At 62.9% G+C, this 23,797-nt stretch carries 24 protein-coding genes; 22 read left to right on the forward strand and 2 right to left on the reverse strand.

The features are described from left to right. From yidC to ACYCAX_RS17545, 18 genes are all read left to right on the forward strand, one after another. Complete coding sequence (gene yidC, locus ACYCAX_RS17460) at positions 1–1,749, forward strand: membrane protein insertase YidC (protein ID WP_015479778.1); 1,749 nt, start codon at positions 1–3, stop codon at positions 1,747–1,749. Positions 1,750–1,855: 106 nt separating this feature from the next. Beyond that, complete coding sequence (gene mnmE, locus ACYCAX_RS17465; protein ID WP_460248481.1) at positions 1,856–3,223, forward strand: tRNA uridine-5-carboxymethylaminomethyl(34) synthesis GTPase MnmE; 1,368 nt, start codon at positions 1,856–1,858, stop codon at positions 3,221–3,223. 549 nt (positions 3,224–3,772) lie between these two features. After that, positions 3,773–5,665, forward strand: coding sequence for a tRNA uridine-5-carboxymethylaminomethyl(34) synthesis enzyme MnmG (gene mnmG / locus ACYCAX_RS17470; protein WP_460248482.1), 1,893 nt, complete (start codon positions 3,773–3,775; stop codon positions 5,663–5,665). Beyond that, positions 5,665–6,315 (forward strand): 16S rRNA (guanine(527)-N(7))-methyltransferase RsmG, encoded by a 651-nt coding sequence (rsmG, locus tag ACYCAX_RS17475; RefSeq protein ID WP_015479775.1) that lies wholly within the window; start codon positions 5,665–5,667, stop codon positions 6,313–6,315. The genes mnmG and rsmG overlap by 1 nt, the downstream gene beginning before the upstream one ends. A gap of 18 nt (positions 6,316–6,333) precedes the next feature. Beyond that, complete coding sequence (locus tag ACYCAX_RS17480) at positions 6,334–7,122, forward strand: ParA family protein (RefSeq protein WP_015479774.1); 789 nt, start codon at positions 6,334–6,336, stop codon at positions 7,120–7,122. A 15-nt stretch (positions 7,123–7,137) separates the two neighbouring features. Continuing rightward, the gene (locus ACYCAX_RS17485; RefSeq protein WP_294981288.1) at positions 7,138–8,010 is read left to right on the forward strand and encodes a ParB/RepB/Spo0J family partition protein; all 873 of its coding nucleotides are present in this window, start codon (positions 7,138–7,140) and stop codon (positions 8,008–8,010) included. Positions 8,011–8,160: 150 nt separating this feature from the next. Then, a complete protein-coding gene (locus ACYCAX_RS17490; protein ID WP_015479772.1) occupies positions 8,161–8,568 on the forward strand; it encodes a F0F1 ATP synthase subunit I in 408 nt (135 codons plus the stop codon). A 16-nt stretch (positions 8,569–8,584) separates the two neighbouring features. Continuing rightward, positions 8,585–9,454 (forward strand): F0F1 ATP synthase subunit A, encoded by an 870-nt coding sequence (atpB, locus tag ACYCAX_RS17495; protein WP_015479771.1) that lies wholly within the window; start codon positions 8,585–8,587, stop codon positions 9,452–9,454. A gap of 107 nt (positions 9,455–9,561) precedes the next feature. Then, positions 9,562–9,819 carry a F0F1 ATP synthase subunit C gene (gene atpE / locus ACYCAX_RS17500; RefSeq protein WP_003457994.1) on the forward strand — a complete coding sequence of 86 codons (258 nt, stop codon included), beginning with the start codon at positions 9,562–9,564 and terminating at the stop codon, positions 9,817–9,819. A 52-nt stretch (positions 9,820–9,871) separates the two neighbouring features. Next, a complete protein-coding gene (locus tag ACYCAX_RS17505) occupies positions 9,872–10,342 on the forward strand; it encodes a F0F1 ATP synthase subunit B (protein WP_015479770.1) in 471 nt (156 codons plus the stop codon). Between the two features lie 12 nt (positions 10,343–10,354). After that, a complete protein-coding gene (locus ACYCAX_RS17510) occupies positions 10,355–10,891 on the forward strand; it encodes a F0F1 ATP synthase subunit delta (protein ID WP_015479769.1) in 537 nt (178 codons plus the stop codon). Between the two features lie 18 nt (positions 10,892–10,909). Further along, entirely contained in the window at positions 10,910–12,454 is a 1,545-nt protein-coding gene (gene atpA / locus ACYCAX_RS17515; RefSeq protein WP_015479768.1) for a F0F1 ATP synthase subunit alpha, read from the forward strand. A gap of 52 nt (positions 12,455–12,506) precedes the next feature. Beyond that, positions 12,507–13,367, forward strand: a complete 861-nt coding sequence (atpG, locus tag ACYCAX_RS17520) for a F0F1 ATP synthase subunit gamma (protein WP_015479767.1) — start codon at positions 12,507–12,509, stop codon at positions 13,365–13,367. A 30-nt stretch (positions 13,368–13,397) separates the two neighbouring features. Beyond that, positions 13,398–14,774, forward strand: a complete 1,377-nt coding sequence (atpD, locus tag ACYCAX_RS17525) for a F0F1 ATP synthase subunit beta (protein WP_015479766.1) — start codon at positions 13,398–13,400, stop codon at positions 14,772–14,774. Between the two features lie 182 nt (positions 14,775–14,956). Then, complete coding sequence (locus ACYCAX_RS17530; protein WP_015479765.1) at positions 14,957–15,382, forward strand: F0F1 ATP synthase subunit epsilon; 426 nt, start codon at positions 14,957–14,959, stop codon at positions 15,380–15,382. Between the two features lie 117 nt (positions 15,383–15,499). Continuing rightward, a complete protein-coding gene (glmU, locus tag ACYCAX_RS17535; RefSeq protein WP_460248483.1) occupies positions 15,500–16,867 on the forward strand; it encodes a bifunctional UDP-N-acetylglucosamine diphosphorylase/glucosamine-1-phosphate N-acetyltransferase GlmU in 1,368 nt (455 codons plus the stop codon). Positions 16,868–16,998: 131 nt separating this feature from the next. Next, the gene (locus ACYCAX_RS17540; RefSeq protein WP_015479763.1) at positions 16,999–17,586 is read left to right on the forward strand and encodes a MarC family protein; all 588 of its coding nucleotides are present in this window, start codon (positions 16,999–17,001) and stop codon (positions 17,584–17,586) included. 8 nt (positions 17,587–17,594) lie between these two features. Further along, positions 17,595–18,377 carry an N-acetylmuramoyl-L-alanine amidase gene (locus ACYCAX_RS17545; protein WP_015479762.1) on the forward strand — a complete coding sequence of 261 codons (783 nt, stop codon included), beginning with the start codon at positions 17,595–17,597 and terminating at the stop codon, positions 18,375–18,377. Here ACYCAX_RS17545 and ACYCAX_RS17550 read toward each other — a convergent pair. Together ACYCAX_RS17550 and algB are read right to left on the reverse strand one after the other, a co-directional pair. Then, positions 18,374–20,167 (reverse strand): KinB sensor domain-containing domain, encoded by a 1,794-nt coding sequence (locus ACYCAX_RS17550; RefSeq protein ID WP_015479761.1) that lies wholly within the window; start codon positions 20,165–20,167, stop codon positions 18,374–18,376. The two genes, ACYCAX_RS17545 and ACYCAX_RS17550, sit on opposite strands and share 4 nt — an antisense overlap. Beyond that, a complete protein-coding gene (algB, locus tag ACYCAX_RS17555; protein WP_015479760.1) occupies positions 20,164–21,510 on the reverse strand; it encodes a sigma-54-dependent response regulator transcription factor AlgB in 1,347 nt (448 codons plus the stop codon). Before algB ends, ACYCAX_RS17550 begins: the two co-directional genes overlap by 4 nt. A gap of 220 nt (positions 21,511–21,730) precedes the next feature. Here algB and ACYCAX_RS17560 point away from each other — a divergent pair, with 220 nt between their 5' ends. The 4 genes from ACYCAX_RS17560 (at position 21,731) to ACYCAX_RS17575 (ending at position 23,789) form a co-directional block, all read left to right on the forward strand. Further along, entirely contained in the window at positions 21,731–22,609 is an 879-nt protein-coding gene (locus tag ACYCAX_RS17560) for a BON domain-containing protein (RefSeq protein WP_294973951.1), read from the forward strand. Further along, entirely contained in the window at positions 22,606–23,040 is a 435-nt protein-coding gene (locus tag ACYCAX_RS17565; protein WP_460248484.1) for a PA2169 family four-helix-bundle protein, read from the forward strand. Before ACYCAX_RS17560 ends, ACYCAX_RS17565 begins: the two co-directional genes overlap by 4 nt. A 208-nt stretch (positions 23,041–23,248) precedes the next feature. Then, positions 23,249–23,518, forward strand: a complete 270-nt coding sequence (locus ACYCAX_RS17570) for a hypothetical protein (protein ID WP_460248485.1) — start codon at positions 23,249–23,251, stop codon at positions 23,516–23,518. A gap of 109 nt (positions 23,519–23,627) precedes the next feature. Further along, positions 23,628–23,789 (forward strand): DUF1328 domain-containing protein, encoded by a 162-nt coding sequence (locus ACYCAX_RS17575; RefSeq protein ID WP_015479756.1) that lies wholly within the window; start codon positions 23,628–23,630, stop codon positions 23,787–23,789. The last annotated feature ends 8 nt before the right edge of the window (positions 23,790–23,797 follow it).

Below are 23,797 nucleotides of genomic sequence, written 5' to 3' on the forward strand. Positions count from 1 at the left end.
ATGGACATCAAACGTTCAATCCTATTCGTCGCCCTGGCAATCGTGTCCTACGCGCTGGTCCTCCAGTGGAACAAGGACTACGGCCAGCCTGAACTGCCAGCGCAGACCGCGACCTTCAACCAGACCGAAGGCCTGCCGGACACGTCAGTACCTGCCGGCGGCGCGACCAATGCCGACGTACCGACCGCCCAGAATGCCCAGGCGACCCTGCCCACCGAGCAGAAACCGGCGGCCGTCAGCGACCAGCTGATCCGCGTGAAGACCGACGTGCTGGACCTGGCCATCGACCCGCGCGGCGGTGATGTGGTGAAACTGGGCCTGACCCAGTACCCGTTGCGCCAGGACCGCCCGGACGTGCCGTTCCCGCTGTTCGAGCGTGATCAGCAACGCACCTACCTGGCCCAGAGCGGGCTGACCGGCGCCAATGGCCCGGATGCCGCCGCCGGTGGCCGCCCGCTCTACGCCTCTGCCAAGCCCGTCTACGAACTGGCCGACGGCCAGGAGCAGATGGTGGTCGACCTGACTTATGCACAGGACGGCATCAGCTACATCAAGCGCTTTACCTTCCATCGCGGCCTGAAAGGCGACTGCACCGAGAAGGAAAAAGCCCAGAAGAAGCTCGAGTGCATCAACCCCGATGCCTATCAGGTCGGCGTGAGCTACCTGATCGACAACCAGAGCGACAAGCCGTGGAACGCTTCGCTGTTCGCCCAGCTCAAGCGTGACGCCAGCGTCGATCCGTCCTCCACCACTGCCACCGGTGTGTCGACCTACCTTGGCGCCGCGGTCTGGACTCCTGAAAAGCCCTACGTGAAAGTGTCCATGAAGGACATGGACAAGGAGCAGTTCAAGGAATCCGTCCAGGGCGGCTGGGTTGCCTGGCTGCAGCACTACTTCGTGACCGCCTGGGTGCCCGCCAAGGGCGACACCCACAACGTGATGACCCGCAAGGACGCCCAGGGCAACTATATCGTCGGCTACACCGGTCCCAACCTGACCGTTGCCCCCGGTGCCAAGGGCGAAACCAGCATGACCCTGTATGCCGGTCCCAAGCTGCAGAAGTACCTGGGCGAGCTGTCCCCGGGCCTGGAGCTGACCGTCGATTACGGCCCGCTGTGGTTCATTGCCCAACCGATCTTCTGGCTGCTGCAACATATCCACAACCTGGTCGGTAACTGGGGCTGGTCGATCATCCTGCTGACCGTCGTCATCAAGCTGGCCTTCTTCCCGTTGTCCGCCGCCAGCTACCGCTCGATGGCCCGCATGCGTGCCGTGTCGCCGAAGATGCAGGCACTGAAGGAACAGCACGGCGACGATCGCCAGAAGATGTCCCAGGCGATGATGGAGCTGTACAAGAAGGAGAAGATCAATCCGCTGGGCGGCTGCCTGCCGATCCTGGTGCAGATGCCGGTCTTCCTGTCCCTCTACTGGGTACTGCTGGAAAGCGTCGAGATGCGCCAGGCGCCGTGGCTGGGCTGGATCGTCGACCTCTCGGTGAAGGATCCGTTCTTCATCCTGCCGATCATCATGGGCGCCACCATGCTGGTCCAGCAGATGCTCAACCCGACGCCTCCGGACCCCATGCAGGCGAAGGTCATGAAGCTGATGCCGATCATCTTCACCTTCTTCTTCCTGTGGTTCCCGGCCGGTCTGGTGCTGTACTGGGTTGTGAACAACTGTCTGTCCATTGCACAGCAGTGGTACATTACCCGCCGGATCGAAGCTGCGACAAAGAAGGCTTCCGCCTGATACCGCGACCGTAGACGATCGACAAGACGCCCCCTCGTGGGGCGTTTTGCTATGTGGATAACTTTGCTTTCCCGCGAGCCACGAACACAACCGCGAGACCGCCGACATGAATGCAGCCCGTGAAACCATCGCCGCCGTCGCCACCGCCCAGGGCCGTGGTGGGGTCGGCATCGTCCGCGTCTCCGGTCCCCGCGCCCGTGCTATGGCCATCACCCTGAGCGGCCGCGAACCACAGCCACGCTACGCCCACTACGGACCGTTCCACGCAGACGATGGCGATGTCATCGACGAAGGGCTGCTGCTGTTCTTCCCTGGGCCGAACTCTTTTACCGGCGAAGACGTGCTGGAACTGCAGGGCCACGGCGGCCCGGTGGTAATGGACATGCTCCTGCAGCGCTGCCTGGAACTGGGCGCCCGCCAGGCCCGCCCTGGCGAGTTCAGCGAACGCGCCTTCCTCAACGACAAGCTCGACCTGGCCCAGGCCGAGGCCATCGCCGACCTGATCGAGGCCAGTTCGGCCCAGGCTGCACGCAACGCCGTGCGTTCGCTGCAGGGCGAGTTCTCGCGCCGCGTACACCACCTGACCGACCAACTCATCCAGCTGCGCATGTACGTCGAGGCAGCCATCGACTTCCCCGAGGAAGAGATCGACTTCCTCGCCGACGGCCACGTTCTTTCGCAACTGGATGGCGTACGTGCCGAACTGGCGACCGTGCTGCGCGAAGCCGGCCAGGGCGCGCTGCTGCGCGATGGCATGAGCGTGGTGATCGCCGGACGTCCCAACGCCGGCAAATCGAGCCTGCTGAACGCCCTGGCGGGCCGTGAAGCGGCCATCGTCACCGATATCGCCGGTACCACCCGCGATGTATTGCGCGAACATATCCACATCGACGGCATGCCGCTGCACATCATCGATACCGCCGGCCTGCGCAGTACCGACGACCATGTGGAAAAAATCGGTGTGGAACGCGCGTTGAAGGCCATCAACGAGGCAGATCGCGTTCTACTGGTGGTGGACTCCACCGCCCCCGAGGCCTGCGATCCCTTCGCACTCTGGCCGGAGTTCCTCGACAGCCGGCCTGATCCCACCCACGTGACCCTGATCCGTAACAAGGCTGATTTATCCACAGAGAGCATCGGCCTTGAGGAGAGCGCCGATGGCCACGTCACCATCACCCTGTCCGCCCGCTCGGGCAATGGCCTGGACCTGCTGCGCGAGCACCTGAAAGCCTGCATGGGCTTCGAACAGACCGCGGAAAGCAGCTTCAGCGCCCGTCGGCGCCATCTGGAAGCCCTGCGCCAGGCCGGTAGCAGCCTCGAACACGGTCGCGCCCAGCTCACCCTGAGCGGCGCCGGCGAACTGCTGGCTGAGGACCTGCGCCAGGCTCAACAGGCCCTGGGGGAAATCACCGGAGCCTTCACACCTGACGATCTGCTGGGCCGCATCTTCTCCAGTTTCTGCATCGGCAAGTAATCCACAGCACAGACTTTCGACACCGGTGACGGATTCATTCCGTCGCCGCGACTGCTCCTGCCCGATGACTTTCTTCCAGAACGGCTATCCACAGCCATGAAATGCGGGCAAGCCCCGTCATTGCTGTCTTTCAAAGCATTCCCGATGTATTTCACAGGCATCCGCGAACCCTGTGGAAAACTAACGTACAGCTACGTTGACAACCCCCCTCTCAAGCCGTGGATAAATCCACCTGTTGATAACGTGATGCTTAATCCACAGGCTAGAAACCGGAGATCCCCCGTCGCCTGACAGCATCGACACAGGGTTGTTATGCCGTGAAAGACTGATGGAACATGGCCTCAAGATGGTTATCCACAGAAATCGGCTTCACCATACATAAACACAAGCTCTAAAAAGATTTAAAAAAGTTCCTCTCTTTTATTTTCTATAGAAGCCTTCAGTACCGATTGGCTATTTTTTGTTCAGGTGCCTTCAATCGAAAGCCCTTAACCCCTATACTGTCCGGCTCTCTCTATTTCTCCTTGATCGACAGGCACGAGGTGCGTGGTGGATTTCCCTTCCCGTTTTGACGTGATCGTGATCGGCGGCGGCCATGCCGGCACTGAGGCCGCACTCGCGGCCGCACGCATGGGCGTGAAGACGCTGCTGCTCACCCACAATGTGGAAACCCTTGGCCAGATGAGCTGCAACCCCGCCATCGGTGGGATCGGCAAAAGCCATCTGGTCAAGGAAATCGATGCGCTGGGCGGTGCCATGGCACTGGCCACCGATAAAGGCGGCATCCAGTTCCGCGTGTTGAACAGCCGCAAGGGCCCGGCAGTCCGTGCCACTCGCGCCCAGGCTGACCGCGTTCTCTACAAGGCCGCCGTGCGTGAGATCCTGGAGAACCAGCCGAACCTGTGGATATTCCAGCAGGCCTGCGATGACCTGATCGTCGAACAGGATCAGGTGCGCGGCGTCGTGACCCAGATGGGTCTGAAATTCCATGCGGATAACGTCGTCCTCACCGCCGGCACTTTCCTTGGCGGACTTATCCACATCGGTCTGGAGAACTACTCCGGTGGCCGTGCCGGTGATCCGCCCTCGATCGCCCTGGCGCGCCGCCTGCGCGAGCTGCCACTGCGTGTCGGCCGTCTGAAGACCGGTACTCCGCCGCGTATCGACGGCCGCAGTGTCGATTTCAGCGTGATGACCGAGCAGCCCGGCGATACGCCGATCCCGGTGATGTCCTTTCTGGGCAACAAGGAAATGCATCCGCGCCAGGTCAGCTGCTGGATCACCCATACCAACTCGCGGACCCACGAGATCATCGCCTCCAACCTCGATCGCTCGCCGATGTATTCCGGCGTGATCGAAGGGGTCGGCCCGCGCTACTGCCCATCGATCGAAGACAAGATCCATCGCTTCGCCGACAAGGACAGCCATCAGGTCTTCCTCGAGCCGGAAGGCCTGACCACCCATGAGCTGTATCCGAACGGCATCTCCACTTCGCTGCCCTTCGACGTGCAGCTGGATATCGTCCGTTCCATTCGGGGCATGGAGAACGCCCATATCGTTCGCCCCGGCTACGCCATCGAGTACGACTACTTCGATCCGCGCGACCTGAAGTACAGCCTGGAGACCAAGGTCATCGGCGGCCTGTTCTTCGCCGGCCAGATCAACGGCACCACCGGCTACGAAGAAGCCGGCGCCCAGGGCCTGCTCGCCGGTACCAACGCCGCATTGCGCTCGCAAGGCCGTGACAGCTGGTGCCCGCGCCGCGACGAGGCCTACATCGGCGTGCTGGTCGACGACCTGATTACCCTCGGCACCCAGGAGCCGTACCGCATGTTCACGTCGCGCGCCGAATATCGGCTGATTCTGCGCGAAGACAACGCGGACCTTCGCCTGACCGAGAAGGGCCGCGAGCTGGGCCTGATCGACGATGCCCGCTGGGCGGTGTTCGAAGCCAAACGCGAAGGCATCGAGCGTGAAGAACAGCGCCTGAAGAGCACCTGGGTTCGCCCGAACACGCCCCAGGGCGACGCCATCGCCGAGCGCTTCGGTACTCCGCTGGCCCATGAATACAACCTGCTGAACCTGCTGGCCCGCCCGGAAATCGACTACCTCAGCCTGGCCGAAGTGACCGGTGCTGGCGCGGAAGATCCGCAGGTCGCCGAGCAAGTGGAAATCCGCACCAAGTACGCCGGCTACATCGACCGCCAGCAGGAAGAGATCGCTCGCCTGCGTGCCAGCGAAGACACCCAGTTGCCTGTGGATATCGATTACCAGACCATTTCCGGTCTCTCCAAGGAGATCCAGCTGAAGCTGGGCAATGCCCGTCCGCAAACCCTGGGACAGGCCGGGCGCATCCCCGGCGTCACGCCGGCGGCGATCTCCCTGCTGCTGATCCATCTGAAGAAGCGCTCCTCCGGTCGTCAACTGGAGCAAAGCGCCTGATGTCCCTGGTCACTGCCCGCCATGCCGACGAACTCGCGCGTGGCATCCAGACGCTCGGCCTGGATATCGACGCTGCCGCCCAGCAGCGCCTGCTGGATTACCTGGCCCTGCTGGCCAAGTGGAACAAGGCCTACAACCTCACTGCCGTGCGCGATGTGGATGAAATGGTTTCCCGCCACCTGCTCGACAGCCTGAGCATCGTTCCGCAGTTCGAAGCGGCCGGCGGCGAGCGCTGGCTGGACGTAGGCAGCGGCGGCGGCATGCCCGGCATCCCGCTGGCCATCCTGTTCCCCGGCAAATCCCTGACCCTGCTGGACAGCAACGGCAAGAAGACCCGCTTCCTCACCCAGGTGAAGCTGGAGCTCAAGCTCGACAACCTGCAGGTTATCCACAGCCGGGTGGAAGCCTTCCAGCCCGAGCAGCCGTTCAACGGTATCGTCTCCCGGGCTTTCAGCAGCCTCGAGGACTTCACCAACTGGACACGTCACCTCGGCGACACCCAGACCAACTGGCTGGCCATGAAAGGCGTACACCCCAGCGACGAGCTCGCGGCACTCCCGGAAGATTTCCGGGTCGAAGCCGAACACGCTCTGGCGGTGCCGGGTTGCCAAGGCCAGCGCCATCTGCTGATACTGCGCCGCATTGCATGACGGGGAGTGGGGAAAACCATGGCTAAGGTATTCGCGATCGCCAACCAGAAAGGCGGCGTCGGCAAGACCACGACCTGCATCAACCTCGCCGCATCGCTGGTAGCCACCAAGCGCCGCGTGTTGCTGCTCGACCTCGATCCACAGGGCAACGCCACCACCGGCAGCGGTGTGGATAAGTTGTCATTGGAGCATTCCATCTATGACGTGCTGACCGGCGAATGCGATCTGGCCCAGGCCATGCAGTTCTCCGAGCACGGCGGCTACCAGCTGCTGCCCGCCAACCGCGACCTCACCGCTGCGGAAGTGGTACTGCTGGAGATGGACATGAAGGAGCATCGCCTGCGCCAAGCGCTGGCGCCGATCCGCGAGAACTACGATTACATCCTCATCGACTGTCCGCCGTCGCTGTCGATGCTGACCGTCAACGCCCTGTCCGCCGCGGATGGCGTGATCATTCCGATGCAGTGCGAGTACTACGCGCTGGAAGGTCTGACCGACCTGATGAACAGCATCCAGCGCATCGCCGAGCGGCTGAACCCGGCGCTGAAGATCGAAGGCCTGCTGCGGACCATGTACGACCCGCGCATCAGCCTGACCAACGATGTCAGCGCGCAACTGCAGGAACACTTCGGCGACAAGCTCTATACCACCGTGATCCCGCGCAACGTGCGACTGGCCGAGGCACCCAGCTTCGGCATGCCGGCGCTGGTCTACGACAAGCAATCCCGCGGTGCCCTCGCCTACCTGGCGCTGGCCGGCGAGCTGGTGCGTCGCCAGCGCGCCGCCCGCACCACCGCCCCCGCCTAAGATTAAGGAACCCGCATGGCCGCCAAGAAACGAGGTCTCGGACGCGGGCTGGACGCCCTGCTCAGTGGCTCCAGCGCCGCTACCCTGCAGGAAGAAGCCGTTCAGGTCGACGACAAGGAACTCCAGCACCTGCCGCTGGACCTGATCCAGCGCGGCAAGTACCAGCCGCGCCGCGACATGGATCCCCAGGCCCTGGAAGAACTCGCCCAGTCCATCAAGGCCCAGGGCGTGATGCAACCGATCGTGGTGCGCCCGATTGACAAGGGCCGCTACGAGATCATCGCCGGCGAGCGCCGCTGGCGTGCCAGCCAGCAGGCCGGCCTGGACAAGATCCCGGCGATGGTTCGCGAAGTGCCGGACGAAGCCGCCATCGCCATGGCGCTGATCGAGAACATCCAGCGCGAGGACCTCAACCCCATCGAGGAAGCCGCCGCGCTGCAACGGCTGCAGCAGGAGTTCCAGCTGACCCAGCAGCAAGTCGCCGACGCCGTGGGCAAATCCCGCGTGACCGTGGCCAACCTGCTGCGCCTGATCGCCCTGCCGGACGAGATCAAGACTCTGCTGTCCCACGGCGACCTGGAAATGGGCCATGCCCGCGCCCTGCTCGGATTGCCCGAGAATCGGCAGGTCGAGGGTGCGCGACATGTTGTCGCACGCGGCCTCACCGTGCGCCAGACCGAAGCCCTGGTGCGCCAATGGCTCAATGCCCCGACGGAACCTGTCAAACCGGTCAAGAGCGACCCGGACATCAGCCGTCTGGAACAGCGCCTGGCCGAGCGCCTGGGCGCTCCGGTGCAGATTCGCCACGGACAGAAGGGCAAGGGCCAGTTGGTGATCCGCTACAACTCCCTCGATGAACTCCAGGGTGTTCTCGCCCACATACGCTGATACGAACGTAGCATGTAGGGGTCGTCGGAAATCACTACCTGACGGTTGAACGGGTATGCCGCGCCCCCTATACTCTGCGCGCAATTTTGTCGGCACAAAGTATGCCAAGTTGTTGATTTGCGAAGCCGACGCCAGAGGACTGTGAGACAGATGGAACCCCGCAAGCCCGATCGCCTGCCCTTCCATCAACAACCGGCTTTTCGCCTGTTGCTCGTCCAACTGGTGGTGCTGCTGCTCGGTGCAGCGACCCTGTGGTTCGTCCAGGGATCGGTCGCAGGCTATTCCGGCCTGTTGGGTGGCCTGATTGCGTGGTTGCCGAATCTGTACTTTGCTCGCAAGGCGTTCCGTTACAGCGGCGCCCGCTCTGCCCAGCTGATCGTCCGGTCTTTCTATGCCGGTGAAGCCGGGAAACTGATTCTGACGGCAGTGCTCTTTGCACTGGCGTTCGCAGGTGTGAAGCCGCTGGCGCCCCTGGCGCTGTTCGGCCTCTACCTGCTGACCCTCGCGGTCAGCTGGTTTGCACCCCTGCTGATGCGAAACACATTTACAAGACCTTAGAGCGATTGAGGCAAACATGGCAGCAGAAAGCGCTTCGGGTTACATCCAGCACCACTTGCAGAACCTGACCCTGGGTCGTCTGCCGGATGGTTCCTGGGGGTTCGCCCACACCGCCGAACAAGCCAAGGAAATGGGCTTTTGGGCATTCCACGTTGATACCCTGGGTTGGTCCGTATTCCTCGGCCTGGTGTTCATCCTTATCTTCCGCATGGCGGCCAAGAAGGCTACCAGCGGTCAACCCGGCGGCCTGCAGAACTTCGTTGAAGTTATGGTGGAGTTCGTCGACGGCAGCGTGAAGGACACCTTCCACGGCCGTAACCCGCTCATCGCACCGCTGGCGTTGACCGTGTTCGTCTGGATCTTCCTGATGAACCTGATCGACCTGGTGCCCGTGGACTTCCTGCCGCTGGCGGCTCAGGCGGTCACCGGCAACGAGCACCTGTTCTTCCGCGCCGTGGCCACCACCGACCCGAATGCCACCTTCGGCATGTCGATCGCGGTGTTCGCGCTGATCATCTTCTACAGCATCAAGGTCAAGGGTATCGGCGGCTTCCTCGGCGAACTGACCCTGCACCCGTTCCACAGCAGCAACATGGTGGTCCAGATCATCCTGATCCCGGTGAACTTCCTGCTCGAGTTCGTGACCCTGATCGCCAAGCCGGTATCCCTGGCACTGCGTCTGTTCGGCAACATGTACGCCGGCGAGCTGATCTTCATCCTGATCGCCGTGATGTTCGGTTCCGGCATCCTCTGGCTGGGCGGCATGGGCGTCGTGCTGAACTGGGCGTGGGCCGTGTTCCACATCCTGATCATCACCCTGCAGGCCTTCATCTTCATGATGCTGACCATCGTCTACCTGTCGATGGCCCACGAAGACAGCCACTGATCCAAAAGATTCTGTACGCCCCCTCTCCTGGTGGGAGGGGGTGAAAGAAGTTTCACCACTTAACTTGCTTCACCTTTAACCAACACGACAAAAAGTCGGGAGGAAAAATGGAAACTGTAGTTGGACTCACTGCTATCGCCGTTGCTCTGCTGATCGGTCTGGGCGCTCTGGGTACCGCCATCGGCTTCGGCCTGCTGGGCGGCAAGTTCCTGGAAGGCGCTGCTCGCCAGCCGGAAATGGTTCCGATGCTGCAGGTGAAAATGTTCATCGTCGCCGGTCTGCTCGACGCCGTGACCATGATCGGTGTTGGTATCGCTCTGTTCTTCACCTTCGCTAACCCGTTCATTGCTCAGGTTGCCCAGTAATTTCCGCAGTGCGGAAATCTGTGACTGAACAACGAACGAGCGAGGTATTGGCGTGAACATTAATGCAACTCTGATCGGCCAGGCCATCGCGTTCGCCATCTTCGTCATCTTCTGCATGAAGTTCGTATGGCCGCCGGTCATCGCGGCTCTGCACGAGCGTCAGAAGAAGATCGCCGACGGCCTGGACGCTGCCAACCGCGCGGCTCGTGACCTGGAACTGGCCCACGAGAAAGCGGGTCAGCAACTGCGCGAAGCCAAGGCTCAGGCAGCCGAAATCATCGAGCAGGCGAAGAAGAGCGCTAACCAGATCGTTGACGAAGCCCGTGATCAGGCCCGTGCCGAAGGTGATCGCATGATTACCCAGGCCAAGGCTCAGATCGAGCAGGAACTCAACAGCGTCAAGGACGCCCTGCGTGCCCAAGTGGGTGCCCTGGCTGTCTCCGGCGCCGAGAAGATCCTGGGTGCTTCGATCGATGCCAACGCGCAAAAGCAGCTGGTTGATCAACTGGCCGCCGAGATCTAAGCAGAGGGCGATATGGCAGAACTGACCACATTGGCTCGTCCATACGCGAAGGCGGCTTTCGAGTACGCCCAGGCTCATCAGCAACTGGCCGACTGGTCCGCTGCTCTGGGTGTGCTGGCTGCAGTGTCGCGGGACGACACCGTGCGCCAGCTGCTCAAGGAGCCCCAGCTGACCGCGGCAGCCAAGGCTGACGCGCTGATCGACGTGTGTGGCGACAAGCTCAATGCTCCGGCCCAGAACTTCGTCCGGACTGTGGCTGAAAACAAGCGGCTCGACCTGCTGCCGACCATCTTCGTGATGTTCGAGCAACTCAAGGCCGAGCAGGAAAAGCTGGTCGAGGTCGAGGTCACCAGTGCCTTCGTCCTGGACCAGGAACAGCAGGACAAACTCGCCAAGGCTCTCAGCGCCCGGCTCAGTCGCGAAGTGCGACTTCATGCGTCGGAAGACGCGAGCCTGATCGGCGGCGTGGTGATCCGCGCCGGTGACTTGGTAATCGATGGCTCGGTGCGCGGCAAGCTCGCGAAACTGGCCGAAGCGTTGAAATCTTGAGTTTGAAGGGGCAGCGGCATGCAGCAACTCAATCCTTCCGAAATTAGTGAAATCATCAAGGGGCGCATCGAGAAACTCGACGTCGCCTCGCAAGCGCGCAACGAAGGCACCATCGTCAGTGTTTCCGATGGCATCGTGCGCATCTTCGGTCTGGCCGACGTCATGTACGGCGAGATGATCGAATTCCCGGGCGGCGTCTACGGTATGGCGCTGAACTTGGAGCAAGACTCCGTCGGTGCTGTGGTACTGGGTGAATACCAGGACCTCAAAGAAGGCATGAACGCCAAGTGCACCGGCCGCATCCTGGAAGTACCGGTTGGTCCGGAACTGCTGGGTCGCGTCGTCGATGCCCTGGGTAACCCGATCGATGGCAAAGGCCCGATCGATGCCAAGCTGACCGACGCCGTCGAGAAAGTGGCGCCGGGCGTGATCTGGCGTAAGTCGGTAGACCAGCCGGTTCAGACCGGTTACAAGTCGGTCGACGCCATGATCCCGGTAGGCCGTGGCCAGCGCGAGCTGATCATCGGTGACCGTCAGATCGGTAAGACCGCCCTGGCCGTCGACGCCATCATCAACCAGAAAGACAGCGGCATCCGCTGCGTCTACGTTGCCATCGGTCAGAAGCAATCGACCATCGCCAACGTCGTACGCAAGCTGGAAGAGAACGGTGCCCTGGCCAACACCATCGTGGTCGTTGCCAGCGCCTCCGAATCCGCTGCTCTGCAGTACCTGGCGCCGTACTCCGGCTGCACCATGGGCGAATACTTCCGCGACCGCGGTGAAGACGCCCTGATCGTGTACGACGACCTGTCCAAGCAGGCCGTTGCCTACCGCCAGATCTCCCTGCTGCTGCGCCGTCCGCCGGGCCGTGAAGCCTACCCGGGCGACGTGTTCTATCTCCACAGCCGTCTGCTGGAGCGCGCTTCCCGCGTTTCCGAAGAGTACGTCGAGAAGTTCACCAACGGCGAAGTGAAAGGCAAGACCGGTTCTCTGACCGCCCTGCCGATCATCGAAACCCAGGCCGGTGACGTTTCCGCGTTCGTACCGACCAACGTGATCTCCATCACCGACGGTCAGATCTTCCTGGAAACCTCCATGTTCAACTCGGGTATCCGTCCGGCCGTCAACGCCGGTATCTCGGTATCCCGTGTGGGCGGCGCGGCCCAGACCAAGATCATCAAGAAGCTGTCCGGCGGCATCCGTACCGCGCTGGCCCAGTACCGTGAACTGGCGGCCTTCGCCCAGTTCGCCTCGGACCTGGACGACGCGACCCGCAAGCAGCTCGAGCATGGTCAGCGCGTTACCGAGCTGATGAAGCAGAAGCAGTACGCGCCGATGTCCATCGCCGAGATGTCGCTGTCCCTGTATGCCGCCGAGCGTGGCTTCCTGCAGGACATCGAGATCGCCAAAGTGGGCGCCTTCGAACAGGCGTTGATCGCCTTCTTCCAGCGCGAGCATGCTGCTCTGCTGGCGAAGATCAACGAGAAGGGTGACTTCAACGACGAAATCGACGCAGGCATCAAGGCCGGCATCGAGAAGTTCAAGGCCACCCAAACCTGGTAAGCCGCAGCGGGGGTCGGTAACGACCCCCGCCTGCTAACCCGATAGGTGTGAAATGGCAGGCGCAAAAGAGATTCGCAGCAAGATTGCGAGCATCAAAAGCACGCAAAAAATCACCAATGCCATGGAAAAGGTGGCGGTGAGCAAAATGCGCAAGGCACAACTGCGCATGGCGGCCGGCCGTCCCTACGCGGAGCGCATTCGCCAGGTGATCGGCCATCTGGCCAACGCCAACCCCGAGTACCGTCATCCGTTCATGGTCGAGCGTGAAGTCAAGCGCGTCGGCTACATCGTGGTGAGCTCCGACCGTGGTCTGGCCGGCGGCCTGAACATCAACCTGTTCAAGGCGCTCGTCAAGGACATGGCAGCCCAGCGCGATCGTGGCGCGGAGATCGACCTCTGCGTGATCGGTGCCAAGGGCGCATCCTTCTTCAAGAACTATGGCGGCAACGTGGTTGCAGCCATCAGTCACCTGGGCGAAGAGCCGTCGATCAACGATCTGATCGGCAGCGTCAAGGTCATGCTGGATGCCTACCTGGAAGGGCGTATCGATCGCCTGTACGTGGTTTCCAACAAGTTCGTCAACACCATGACCCAGAAGCCGACCGTGGAGCAGATGATTCCGCTGGTGGCCGAGGACAACGCAGACCTGAAACACCACTGGGACTACCTCTACGAGCCCGACGCCAAGGCCCTTCTCGATGGCCTGCTGGTGCGCTACGTGGAATCCCAGGTGTATCAGGCGGTGGTTGAGAACAACGCCTGTGAGCAGGCGGCCCGGATGATTGCAATGAAGAACGCTACCGACAACGCCGGTGATCTGATCAGCGAACTCCAGCTGGTCTACAACAAGGCGCGTCAGGCGGCGATCACCCAGGAAATCTCGGAAATCGTCGGCGGCGCTGCCGCGGTGTAAGAACAGGTTCAAAATTCAGAGGAACCAGACATGAGTAGCGGACGTATCGTTCAAATCATCGGCGCCGTGATCGACGTGGAATTCCCGCGCGATGCCGTGCCGAGCATCTACGAGGCCCTGAAGGTTCAGGGCGTCGAAACCACCCTCGAAGTTCAGCAGCAGCTGGGCGACGGTGTGGTTCGTTCCATTGCAATGGGTTCCACCGAAGGCCTCAAGCGTGGCCTGAACGTGGAAAGCACCGGCGCAGCCATCTCCGTACCGGTCGGTAAAGCGACCCTGGGCCGGATCATGGACGTACTGGGCAACCCGATCGACGAAGCCGGTCCCATCGGCGAAGAAGAGCGTTGGGGTATCCACCGCGAAGCTCCCTCCTATGCCGATCAGGCCGGCGGCAACGAGCTGCTGGAAACCGGCATCAAGGTAATCGACCTGGTCTGCCCGTTCGCCAAGGGCGGTAAGGTCGGTCTGTTCGGTGGCGCCGGTGTAGGCAAGACCGTAAACATGATGGAGCTGATCCGTAACATCGCCATCGAGCACAGCGGTTATTCCGTGTTCGCTGGTGTGGGCGAGCGTACCCGTGAGGGTAACGACTTCTACCACGAGATGAAGGACTCCAACGTTCTGGACAAAGTGGCCCTGGTATACGGCCAGATGAACGAGCCGCCGGGCAACCGTCTGCGCGTTGCACTGACCGGCCTGACCATGGCCGAGAAGTTCCGTGACGAAGGTCGTGACGTACTGCTGTTCATCGACAACATCTACCGTTACACCCTTGCCGGTACCGAAGTGTCCGCACTGCTGGGCCGTATGCCGTCCGCGGTAGGTTATCAGCCGACCCTGGCCGAAGAGATGGGCGTTCTGCAGGAGCGCATCACCTCCACCAAGCAAGGCTCGATCACCTCGATCCAGGCCGTATACGTTCCCGCGGACGACCTGACCGACCCGAGCCCGGCGACCACCTTCGCCCACCTCGACGCTACCGTGGTACTGTCCCGTGACATCGCCTCGCTGGGTATCTACCCGGCCGTGGACCCGCTGGACTCCACCTCCCGTCAGCTGGACCCGCTGGTCATCGGCCAGGATCACTACGACACCGCTCGTGGCGTGCAGTACATCCTGCAGCGCTACAAGGAGCTGAAGGACATCATCGCGATCCTCGGCATGGACGAACTGTCCGAGTCCGACAAGCTGCTGGTGGCCCGTGCTCGTAAGATCCAGCGCTTCCTGTCCCAGCCGTTCTTCGTGGCAGAAGTCTTCACCGGTTCGCCGGGCAAGTACGTCTCCCTGAAGGAAACCATCGCTGGCTTCAAAGGCATCCTCAACGGCGACTACGACCACCTGCCCGAGCAGGCGTTCTACATGGTCGGCGGCATCGAAGAAGCCATCGAGAAAGCGAAGAAGCTGTAATCCGTGCGCCCGGCAACGGGCGCGCCAAGGCCGTCGAGGAGCGTCGCGAGCGACGGCCAGGCAAGGCGGAATCGATCGAAGAAGCGTAGTTTACGTTGGTAAACGAGCATTCTGAGATCGATTCCAACGCCGCCTGGTCTGGCGCAGCAGTTCATCGGCAGCCTATTACGTGAGGCAAGGGTATGGCTATTACAGTCCACTGCGACATCGTCAGCGCCGAAGCGGAGATCTTCTCCGGTCTGGTCGAGCTGGTCGTTGCGCACGGCTCCCTGGGTGATCTGGGTATCGCTCCGGGCCACGCGCCGCTGATCACCGAGCTCAAGCCGGGTCCGATCCGCCTGGTGAAGCAGGGTGGCGAGCAGGAGGTGTACTACATCTCCGGCGGCTTCCTCGAAGTGCAGCCGAGCATGGTAAAGGTTCTCGCCGACACCGTGATTCGCGCCGGCGACCTCGACGAAGCGGCTGCCCAGACCGCACTGAAGGAAGCTGAGAAGGCTCTGCACAGCAAAGGTGCCGAGTTCGACTACAGCTCCGCCGCAGCCCGCCTGGCCGAAGCCGCAGCGCAACTGCGCACGGTCCAGCAGGTTCGCAAGAAGTTCGGCGGCTGAGCCGCGCGAAGCTCCCCTAGGGGCTTCAGCGATAAAATGGAAAAGGGTAGCCTTGGCTACCCTTTTTCTTTTTCTACATTCGGGGCCTGCCCCGCTCACCAGGACGGTCTGTCATCCATGTCCCTCGAAATCGTCATTCTCGCCGCTGGCCAGGGCACGCGCATGCGTTCGGCCCTGCCGAAGGTCCTGCATCCGGTCGCTGGCAAGCCCATGCTTGCCCACGTAATCGATACCGCTCGCACGCTCAGCCCTTCCCGCATCCATGTGGTGATCGGGCACGGCGCGGAACTCGTGCGTGAACGGTTGCAGGCGGATGACCTGAATTTCGTGATCCAGGAACAGCAACTGGGTACCGGCCACGCCGTGGCCCAGGCCGCGCCGTTCCTGAGCGCGGACAAGGTGCTGATCCTCTACGGCGACGTCCCGCTGATCGAACAGCCGACCCTGGAGTGCCTGATGGCCCAGGCCACTGCCGAACAACTGGCGCTGCTCACTGTCGAGCTGGATGATCCGACCGGTTACGGCCGTATCATCCGTGACGCGGCCGGCGAGGTTCAGGCCATCGTCGAGCAGAAGGATGCGTCCTCCGAACAGCGCGCCATCCGTGAAGGCAACACCGGCATTCTCGCCGTGCCGCGCGAACGCCTGGCTGGTTGGCTATCGCGCCTGTCCAATTCCAACGCCCAGGGCGAGTACTACCTCACCGACGTGATCGCCATGGCCGTGGCCGATAGCCTGCGCGTTGCCACCGCACAGCCGCAGGCGGCGATGGAAGTTCAGGGGGCCAACGACCGCCTGCAGCTCTCCGAGCTGGAGCGCTTCTTCCAGCAGCGCGTGGCGCGCCGTCTGATGGCCCAGGGTGTGACCCTGATCGATCCGGCACGCTTCGACGTGCGCGGCGAGGTCAGCGTCGGCCGCGACGTGACCATCGACATCAACGTCATCCTCGAAGGCCAGGTGGAGATCGAGGACGATGTGCTGATCGGCCCGAACTGCTACATCAAGGACAGTACCCTGCGCCGTGGCGCCATCATCAAGGCCAATTCGCACCTGGAAGGCGCCCACGTCGGCCCGGACAGCGACGTCGGCCCGTTTGCCCGCCTGCGTCCGGGCAGCGTGCTGGAGCGCAAGGTGCATGTGGGTAACTTCGTCGAACTGAAGAACGCCCATCTGCAGGATGGCGTGAAGGTTGGCCACCTCACCTACCTGGGCGACAGCGAAGTCGGTGCGCGCACCAACATCGGCGCCGGCACCATCACCTGCAACTACGATGGCGCCAACAAGTGGCGCACCAGCATTGGCGAAGACGTCTTCATCGGCTCCAACAACTCCCTGGTGGCGCCTGTGGATATCGGCGCGGGTGCCACGACTGGTGCGGGCTCCACCATCACCACCGAGGTTCCGTCCGGCACCCTGGCGGTCGGTCGCGCCAAGCAGCGGGTGATCGAAGGCTGGAAGCGCCCGGAAAAGATCAAGAAATCCTGATGCTGTTTTCTCCCGCCTGTGGGTAAGTTGTTATTCACAGGTGGGAGCTATGCTTGTCGTTATCCACAGACGCTTCCTGACCCACGCTGCCATCCAGCCAGGGGCGTTCTTCCTGCCGGAGTCTCTCGATCATGCTCGGCGTCGCCGTCCTGATCTTTCTGATCACCGATCCGTTTGGCAACATCGCGGTGTTTCTCGCCGCCCTGAAATCCGTTCCGGCCGAGCGCCGGCTCAAGGTCGCCCTGCGTGAGCTGCTGCTCGCGCTCGGCCTGTTGCTGATCTTCCTCACGCTCGGCGAGCACATCCTCACCGGCCTTGGCCTGTCGAAGGAAGCCACCGGGATCGCCGGCGGCATCATTCTCTTCGTGGTCGCCATGCGCCTGATTTTCCCGACTCCGCAGGGCGTGCTGGGCGACATGCCGGACAGCGAGCCGCTGCTGGTGCCGCTGGCGACGCCGGCGGTGGCCGGCCCTTCGGCGCTGGCCATGCTGATTACCCTGCGCACCACCTACACAGGGCCGTTGTGGGAGTTGTACCTGGCGGTGATTCTGGCCTGGGCGGCGACGGCACTGATCCTGCTGCAGGCCTCGTTCCTGCAGCGCTTCCTCGGCCCTCGCGGGCTGACCGCGGTGGAGCGCCTGGCCGGTATGCTGCTGATCATGCTCAGCGTGAACATGCTCCTGCAGAACCTACGCAGCGTGCTGCACATCGCAGCGTGAGTGACCTCATGACCCTCCGCGCACTCAGCCTTGTCCTGTCCGCCCTGTTGCTCGCCGGCTGCGCCGAAAAAGGGCTGCAGATCGACCATGAGCATGTCTCGCGCAACCAGGACAGCCGCATCCAGTACGTCATCATCCACTACACGTCGGAGAACCTGCCGCGTTCGCTGGAGATACTGACCCGCGGCGAGGTCAGCGCCCATTACCTGATCGGCGACCAGCCACCGACCATCTACCAGTTGGTGGACGAAAACCGCCGCGCCTGGCATGCCGGGCAGAGCGAATGGCAGGGCCGCACCTGGCTGAACTCCACGTCGATCGGTATCGAACTGGTCAATCCCGGTTACCGCGAAACTCCCAGCGGCAAGATCTGGTACCCCTACCCGGACGGGCAGATCGACGCGCTGATCGCCCTGCTCAAGGACATCGGCAAGCGCCAGGGCATCACGCCCGAACACATCCTCGGCCACAGCGACATCGCCCCGCAGCGCAAGGTCGATCCGGGCCCGCTGTTCCCCTGGAAGAAACTCGCCGATGCCGGCCTGATTCCCTGGCCCAAGCCGGGCGAGATGGCCCGCCGCCTGGGCGAGCTGAACGGCCAACTGCCGGCGCCGGGCTGGTTCCAGCAGCAGCTGGCGCGCCACGGTTACGCGGTGCCGCTCAACGGGGTGATGGACGAGGAAACCCGCAATGTGATCGCGGCCTTCCAGATGCGCTTCCGTCCGCAGCGTTTCGATGGCGAGCCGGATCTGGAGACCGCGGCGCTGCTGCTGGCCGTACCGACCAGCTAAAGGGGCAGCAGCAGGTAGAAGCGCGACCCCTTGCCCGCCTGCGAGTGCAGGACGATGCGCCCGCCGTGCAACTGAACGATCTCCTTGCACAGGGCCAGGCCCAGGCCGGCGCCACCCTTCTTGTGCCCGACCTGGACGAAGGGCTCGAAGATGCGGCTTTGCTGGCTGAAGGGAACCCCGTCTCCGTTGTCTTCCACGGCGATGGCGACCCGTTCTTCATGGCAACGCGCCTGCAGCCGTATCACCCCGCCATCGGGGGTGTGGCGCAAGGCGTTGCTGATCAGGTTGTCGATGACCCGCTCGATCTGCAGGCGATCGAGGTTGATGGGGGGGACGTCGGCGGCGGTTTCCAGTTCGATGGCGATGTTCTGGCTGCGCGCCTGCCCTTCGAAGCGTTGCCTGGCCTGCGCCAGGATCTCGACGATGTCGCAGGGCTGCAGGTCGAGTTTCTGCGTGCCGCTCTGGTAGCGGGAGAAATTCAGCAGGTCGCCGATCAGCAGCACCAGGCGGCGCATCTCTTCGTCGACCGTGGTGATCAGGTCGTGCTCGCGGGAACCTTCGGGGAAAGCCAGGCGCTCGGATAGCAGCCCGAAGGCCATGTGCATGCCGGTCACCGGGGTGCGCAGCTCATGGGAGGCGCGCAGGACGAAATCGTTGCGCACCCGTTCGAAGGCGCGCTGCTCGGTGACATCGCGGACAACCATCACTGCACCGATGTTGCGTCCGTCGTCGTGAGTGACCGGGGACATGCCCCAGGTCAGCAGCCGGCTCTCCCCGCCCACCTCCACCACCAGGTCCTGGGGCGTTTCTTCCAGGAGGTTTCCCGCCAGCACCCTCCGGGTGGCCTGGGTCAGCTCCGGGTTATCCAGCAACGTGCCCAGTTCCTTGCCGTGGGGATCGCTGCTGGAGAACAGCTGGCGGCTGGCGACGGGATTGGCGTGTTCGACACGGCCATCGCGGTCGAGGATCACCAGGCCGTCATCGATGCTGTCGAGCACCGCCTGCAAGCGCCGGCGCCCGTAGCCGATGGCCTCGGTGTTGGTTTCCCTGTACACGCGCAGGGCTTCCGCCATCAGGCCGAAGCGGCGGCTCAGGGAGGCCATCTCGGTTACGGGAGAAATGGGCAGGGTGAGGTCGAAGTCACCGCGTCCGATCTTGTCCGCGGCCTTGGTCAGCGCTTCGATGGGTGCGCCGAAACGTCGGGCGATGCTGTGGGCGGTGATGAAGCCGATCAGCAGAATCGCTACGCCCACCAGCCCGAGCAACCCGCTGATCAGCAGCGTCCGGGTGCGGGCGTCGCTTTCCTGCGTGTCGATGTTGCGCATGGCAAATTCATGCAGGGCGAGCAACTGCTGCCGAAGCTCGTCCAGGTTCCGGCTGAGGTCGTTGTCGTCGAGCAGCTCGGGGCGCCCGGGGCCCGGACTCTCCGAGGCATTGACGAATTGCCGGTGGGCGTCGGCGATCTGCCGCAGCAACTGCTGTTCCGTATCGCTGGCGGCACGTCCCTGGCCACGCTCCAGTGCGTCGCGGAAGTGTCGGCGCGCGGCTTCCAGGCGTTCGTTGTCCGGTTCCGCGCTGAGTATCTGGACCAACTGGTCGCCCAGGGCCTGGCGCAATTCCTGGCTGACTTCGATGGTGTCGAAATTGCGTTGGATGAGTTCCGCCTGTTCGCGCCCGGTGAGCACCACGCTGAACAGCCCCAGCAGCAACCCCAGCAGGGCCACCGTCATGAGCGCCGAGATGCTCAGGAAGAGCTGCGTGCGCAATGTCAGCGGCAGGTGCAGTTTCACAGGCTGTATTGCTTGCGCTTGCGATACAGCGTGGAGGCGTCGATACCCAGGGTCTTGGCCGCTTGGTCGAGGGTTGCGCTGGAGGCCATCACGGCGGCGATATGGGCTTTTTCCAGCTCTTCCAGGCTGAGTGCTTCGCCGATACGGGGCGTGGCGTTCGTCGAGTGCTCGCCGGGTGCGAGGTGTTCGATGCCGATCATCTCCTGATTGCAGATGATGCTCGCGCGTTCGATCACGTTTCTCAGCTCGCGAACATTGCCGGGCCAGCTGTAGCGGCGCAGCAGGTCGCGGGCTTCGTCGGTGAAGCCACGGGCCGGGCGACCGTAATCCTTGACGAAGCGGGCGAGGAAGGGTTCGGCGAGGCTGAGGATGTCCTCGGCGCGCTCGCGCAATGGCGGCAGGTTCAGCACGATGACGTTCAGGCGGTACAGCAGGTCCTCGCGAAAGCTGCCCTGGGTGACCATGCCGGCCAGATCGCGGTTGGTCGCGGCGAGGATGCGTACGTCGGCATTGCGCGTCACCGGGTCGCCGACTCGTTCGTACTCCTTGTCCTGAATGAAGCGCAGCAGCTTGGGCTGCAGGAGCAGGGGGAAGTCGCCGATCTCGTCGAGGAACAGCGTGCCGCCATCGGCCTGGCTGATCCGCCCGAGGGTATTTTCGGTCGCGCCGGTGAATGCGCCACGGCTGTGCCCGAACAGTTCGCTTTCGGTCAGTTCGGCGTTCAGCGACGGACAGTTGATGGTCACGCAGGATTTCTTCGCCCGTTTGCTCCAGCCGTGGATGGCCCGCGCCAGCTCTCCCTTGCCGGAGCCGGATTCCCCCAGGATAAGGATGTTGGCGTCGGTGGCGGCCACCTGGCGGGCGGTTTCCAGTACGGCGGCCATTGCCGGGCTCTGCGATTCGAGTACATCGCCCTGCCTGCGCATCTCGCCTTCCAGCGCCTCGATGCGGGCCGTGAGCTGATGGACTTCCAACTGCTTGGCCGCGGCCAGGCGCAGCTGGTCGGGGCTGCAGGGTTTGACCAGATAGTCGGCGGCGCCGGCCTGCATGGCGTTCACCGCGGTGTCCACGGCGGAATGCGCGGTGACGATCACCACCCGCATCCAGGGCGCCTGCACGCGCATCTGGGCGAGCACGTCCAGGCCGTTGTCCTCGCCCAGGCGCAGGTCGAGGAAACACAGGTCGAACACCTGGTGTTGCAGCAGCGTTTCGGCCTGGGAGGCGCTGCTGGCGGTCGCCACGCCATAGCCTTCGTCCTCCAGGCAATAGCGGAACGAGCGCAGGATCGCGGGCTCGTCATCGACCAGAAGGATGCGGCCTTGTTGTTCAGGCGGAGCGTCCATTCGGGGTGTTCCTCATAATCTGTCTCAGGTTATTTCTTAGTCCCGGAAATTTCGTGCAAGTTGCAAAGGCTCTGCCCGGGGCATCGGGCGGGGTGCATGGACAGTGTTATCCACAGAACGTGTAACGCATTGAAATAAAAGGGTTTATCAACAGGATGGCACTGATGGGGATATTCTGCTGTCTCTACTGGCAGTACAGAAAAACGCCAAGGAGCGCACCATGCCCATTCCGAAGCTGCTTGTCCTGGCCCTCGGCAGCGTGTTGCTGGCCACTCAACCGTTGGTCGGCCAGGCTGAAGAATCCAGCCTTACCGAACAGTTGGCCGAGGCGCGCCAGGAGGGATCGATCTGGACCGCCATCAACCTCAACCGCGACCTGAAGCCCTTCAAGCTCAGCGTGGATGTGGAAAAGGGTCGTGCCGTGCTGGGCGGCAAGGTCGCCAGTGAGGAGCAGCGCGAACTGGCCGCGCAGGTCGCGATGAGCATTGAAGGCATCACGTCTGTGGATAACCAGATTACCGTCGATCCGGCGCTGGCCAGCGGCGAGGCGCCGCGCAGCGATGCGGTGCAGCGCTGGGACGACGCGGCGCTGGCCGCTCGGGTCAAGGCCAAGCTGCTGCTGGACAAGCCTGCCGAAGGGCTGGATATCAAGGTATCCAGCAAGGGGGATGCGGTCACCCTGGAAGGTACGGCGCCCAGCGAGGAGGCCAGTCAGCGGGCGTCTCACCTCGCCGCGCAGACCGAAGGGGTCGCCTCTGTGGATAACCGCCTGAAGGTGGTGCCGGAAGGCTCGTCGACCAAGAAGCTGGAAGACTCCGTGAACGATGCACAGGCGGCGGTCAGCGATGCCTGGATCACCAGCCAGATCAAGGCCGACGTGCTGGCGCGCCACGCGTTGGGCGGGCTGTCCATCGGTGTGTCCACCCGCGATGGCGTGGTCAGCCTCAGTGGCGTGGTGCCCAGCGACGCCGAGCGCCAGCAACTGATCGAAAGCGCGCGCAAGACCCGTGGCGTACGGGAGGTGGATGCCAGCGCGCTGAAAGTGGCCGGACAGGCCGCCAGTCGGTATCGAGCGTCCCCTGACGGGATCCGCGCATGAACCACACGACGCGCCAGCTCAATGAACTCATCGAGATCACCCGGGATGGCGAGCGCTTCTACCGGCATGCGATCTGCGAGGTGCGGGACGTTCGCCTGCAGCAACTGTTCGAGTCCATGCTCCAGGCCAAGATCGGGTTGATTGCCGATCTGTCCCGCCAGGTGGCGACCAACCACGACGAGCCAGCCGCCAGTGGAACCCTGCGGGGAAAGCTGATCCGGATGTATGCCGATGCGCGGGCGCGTCTTGCCAGCGATCCGGGTGCGACGTACGTGGCGCAGCTGGAGGAGGCCGAGGACCGCATCCTGCAAGCGTTCGAGGACGCCTTGCAGGACGCTGCGCCGGAAATCCAGGCCCTGCTGCGGGCGGAGTTGCCCAAGGTGCGGGCCTGCCACGACCAGATGAGTGCGCTCAAGCACTCGCTCGGGTGAGCGTTCGCCGAGGGTTGCAGAATGCACGGTGAAGGCCCGGCCATCGTGCAGGATGCGGGCGGAAGGGTTCGTTATTGATAATCCAACTGCTTGTTTTTAAAGGATAAAAATATAAGAAAAGCCCTGGCATGTGGCATGCAGGCTCCTTGGGAAACCAGCCCATGCCGCCTGTACTGGCAGGGAGGCCGCGACGGCCAGGAGAGTCGGGATGAACAGCCCTGAAATGCGTGTCGATGCCTGGAGCCGGGTCTTGCTGGCCATCGCGCTGCTGCTGTTACTGATCCACCAGATGCAACAGGTGTCGCCAATCTTGGTCGATCCCGACGTACTTATCCCCAGAGTATCCGGCGCGCTGCCGGATGCGTTGCGTTATCCACAGCCGCTTCCGGCCTGGGATCGGGATCACGCCAGCCGGCGCTGGGCCGCGCCGCCCCTGGAATCGCGGGCGATCCCCCGTCACGGTGGCTGGGTGTTCTGAATCCACGGTGTTCCTGCGGCGTGTCCATCCTGCGGGATCGGCGGAACGACCGTCACGACGATCGCTCCGAGCACGGCGTCGAATCGACAACGAGAAGAGGAGAAATCCCATGCTCAGTTGGGCCCTGACATTCCTGATCATCGCCATCATCGCCGGAGTCCTGGGTTTCGGCGGCATCGCCGGCGCGGCGACCAGTATTGCCAAGATCTTGTTCGTACTGTTCCTGGTGCTGTTCGTCGTGTCGTTCATCCTCGGACGCCGGCGAGGCTGACGCCTTTT

Source organism: Pseudomonas sp. MT3, assembly GCF_054720805.1.

Excerpts from the sequence above, each read along its gene's own strand:
- ACYCAX_RS17485 (WP_294981288.1), top strand. The coding sequence starts at position 7,138 with ATGGCCGCCAAGAAACGAGGTCTCGGACGCGGGCTGGACGCCCTGCTC.
- ACYCAX_RS17530 (WP_015479765.1), top strand. The coding sequence starts at position 14,957 with ATGGCTATTACAGTCCACTGCGACATCGTCAGCGCCGAAGCGGAGATC.
- ACYCAX_RS17570 (WP_460248485.1), top strand. The coding sequence starts at position 23,249 with ATGAACAGCCCTGAAATGCGTGTCGATGCCTGGAGCCGGGTCTTGCTG.
- yidC (WP_015479778.1), top strand. The coding sequence starts at position 1 with ATGGACATCAAACGTTCAATCCTATTCGTCGCCCTGGCAATCGTGTCC.
- atpG (WP_015479767.1), top strand. The coding sequence starts at position 12,507 with ATGGCAGGCGCAAAAGAGATTCGCAGCAAGATTGCGAGCATCAAAAGC.
- atpD (WP_015479766.1), top strand. The coding sequence starts at position 13,398 with ATGAGTAGCGGACGTATCGTTCAAATCATCGGCGCCGTGATCGACGTG.
- algB (WP_015479760.1), bottom strand. The coding sequence starts at position 21,510 with ATGGACGCTCCGCCTGAACAACAAGGCCGCATCCTTCTGGTCGATGAC.
- atpB (WP_015479771.1), top strand. The coding sequence starts at position 8,585 with ATGGCAGCAGAAAGCGCTTCGGGTTACATCCAGCACCACTTGCAGAAC.
- atpA (WP_015479768.1), top strand. The coding sequence starts at position 10,910 with ATGCAGCAACTCAATCCTTCCGAAATTAGTGAAATCATCAAGGGGCGC.
- rsmG (WP_015479775.1), top strand. The coding sequence starts at position 5,665 with ATGTCCCTGGTCACTGCCCGCCATGCCGACGAACTCGCGCGTGGCATC.
- ACYCAX_RS17480 (WP_015479774.1), top strand. The coding sequence starts at position 6,334 with ATGGCTAAGGTATTCGCGATCGCCAACCAGAAAGGCGGCGTCGGCAAG.
- ACYCAX_RS17490 (WP_015479772.1), top strand. The coding sequence starts at position 8,161 with ATGGAACCCCGCAAGCCCGATCGCCTGCCCTTCCATCAACAACCGGCT.
- ACYCAX_RS17575 (WP_015479756.1), top strand. The coding sequence starts at position 23,628 with ATGCTCAGTTGGGCCCTGACATTCCTGATCATCGCCATCATCGCCGGA.
- ACYCAX_RS17560 (WP_294973951.1), top strand. The coding sequence starts at position 21,731 with ATGCCCATTCCGAAGCTGCTTGTCCTGGCCCTCGGCAGCGTGTTGCTG.
- glmU (WP_460248483.1), top strand. The coding sequence starts at position 15,500 with ATGTCCCTCGAAATCGTCATTCTCGCCGCTGGCCAGGGCACGCGCATG.
- atpE (WP_003457994.1), top strand. The coding sequence starts at position 9,562 with ATGGAAACTGTAGTTGGACTCACTGCTATCGCCGTTGCTCTGCTGATC.
- ACYCAX_RS17545 (WP_015479762.1), top strand. The coding sequence starts at position 17,595 with ATGACCCTCCGCGCACTCAGCCTTGTCCTGTCCGCCCTGTTGCTCGCC.
- mnmE (WP_460248481.1), top strand. The coding sequence starts at position 1,856 with ATGAATGCAGCCCGTGAAACCATCGCCGCCGTCGCCACCGCCCAGGGC.
- ACYCAX_RS17510 (WP_015479769.1), top strand. The coding sequence starts at position 10,355 with ATGGCAGAACTGACCACATTGGCTCGTCCATACGCGAAGGCGGCTTTC.
- ACYCAX_RS17540 (WP_015479763.1), top strand. The coding sequence starts at position 16,999 with ATGCTCGGCGTCGCCGTCCTGATCTTTCTGATCACCGATCCGTTTGGC.
- ACYCAX_RS17565 (WP_460248484.1), top strand. The coding sequence starts at position 22,606 with ATGAACCACACGACGCGCCAGCTCAATGAACTCATCGAGATCACCCGG.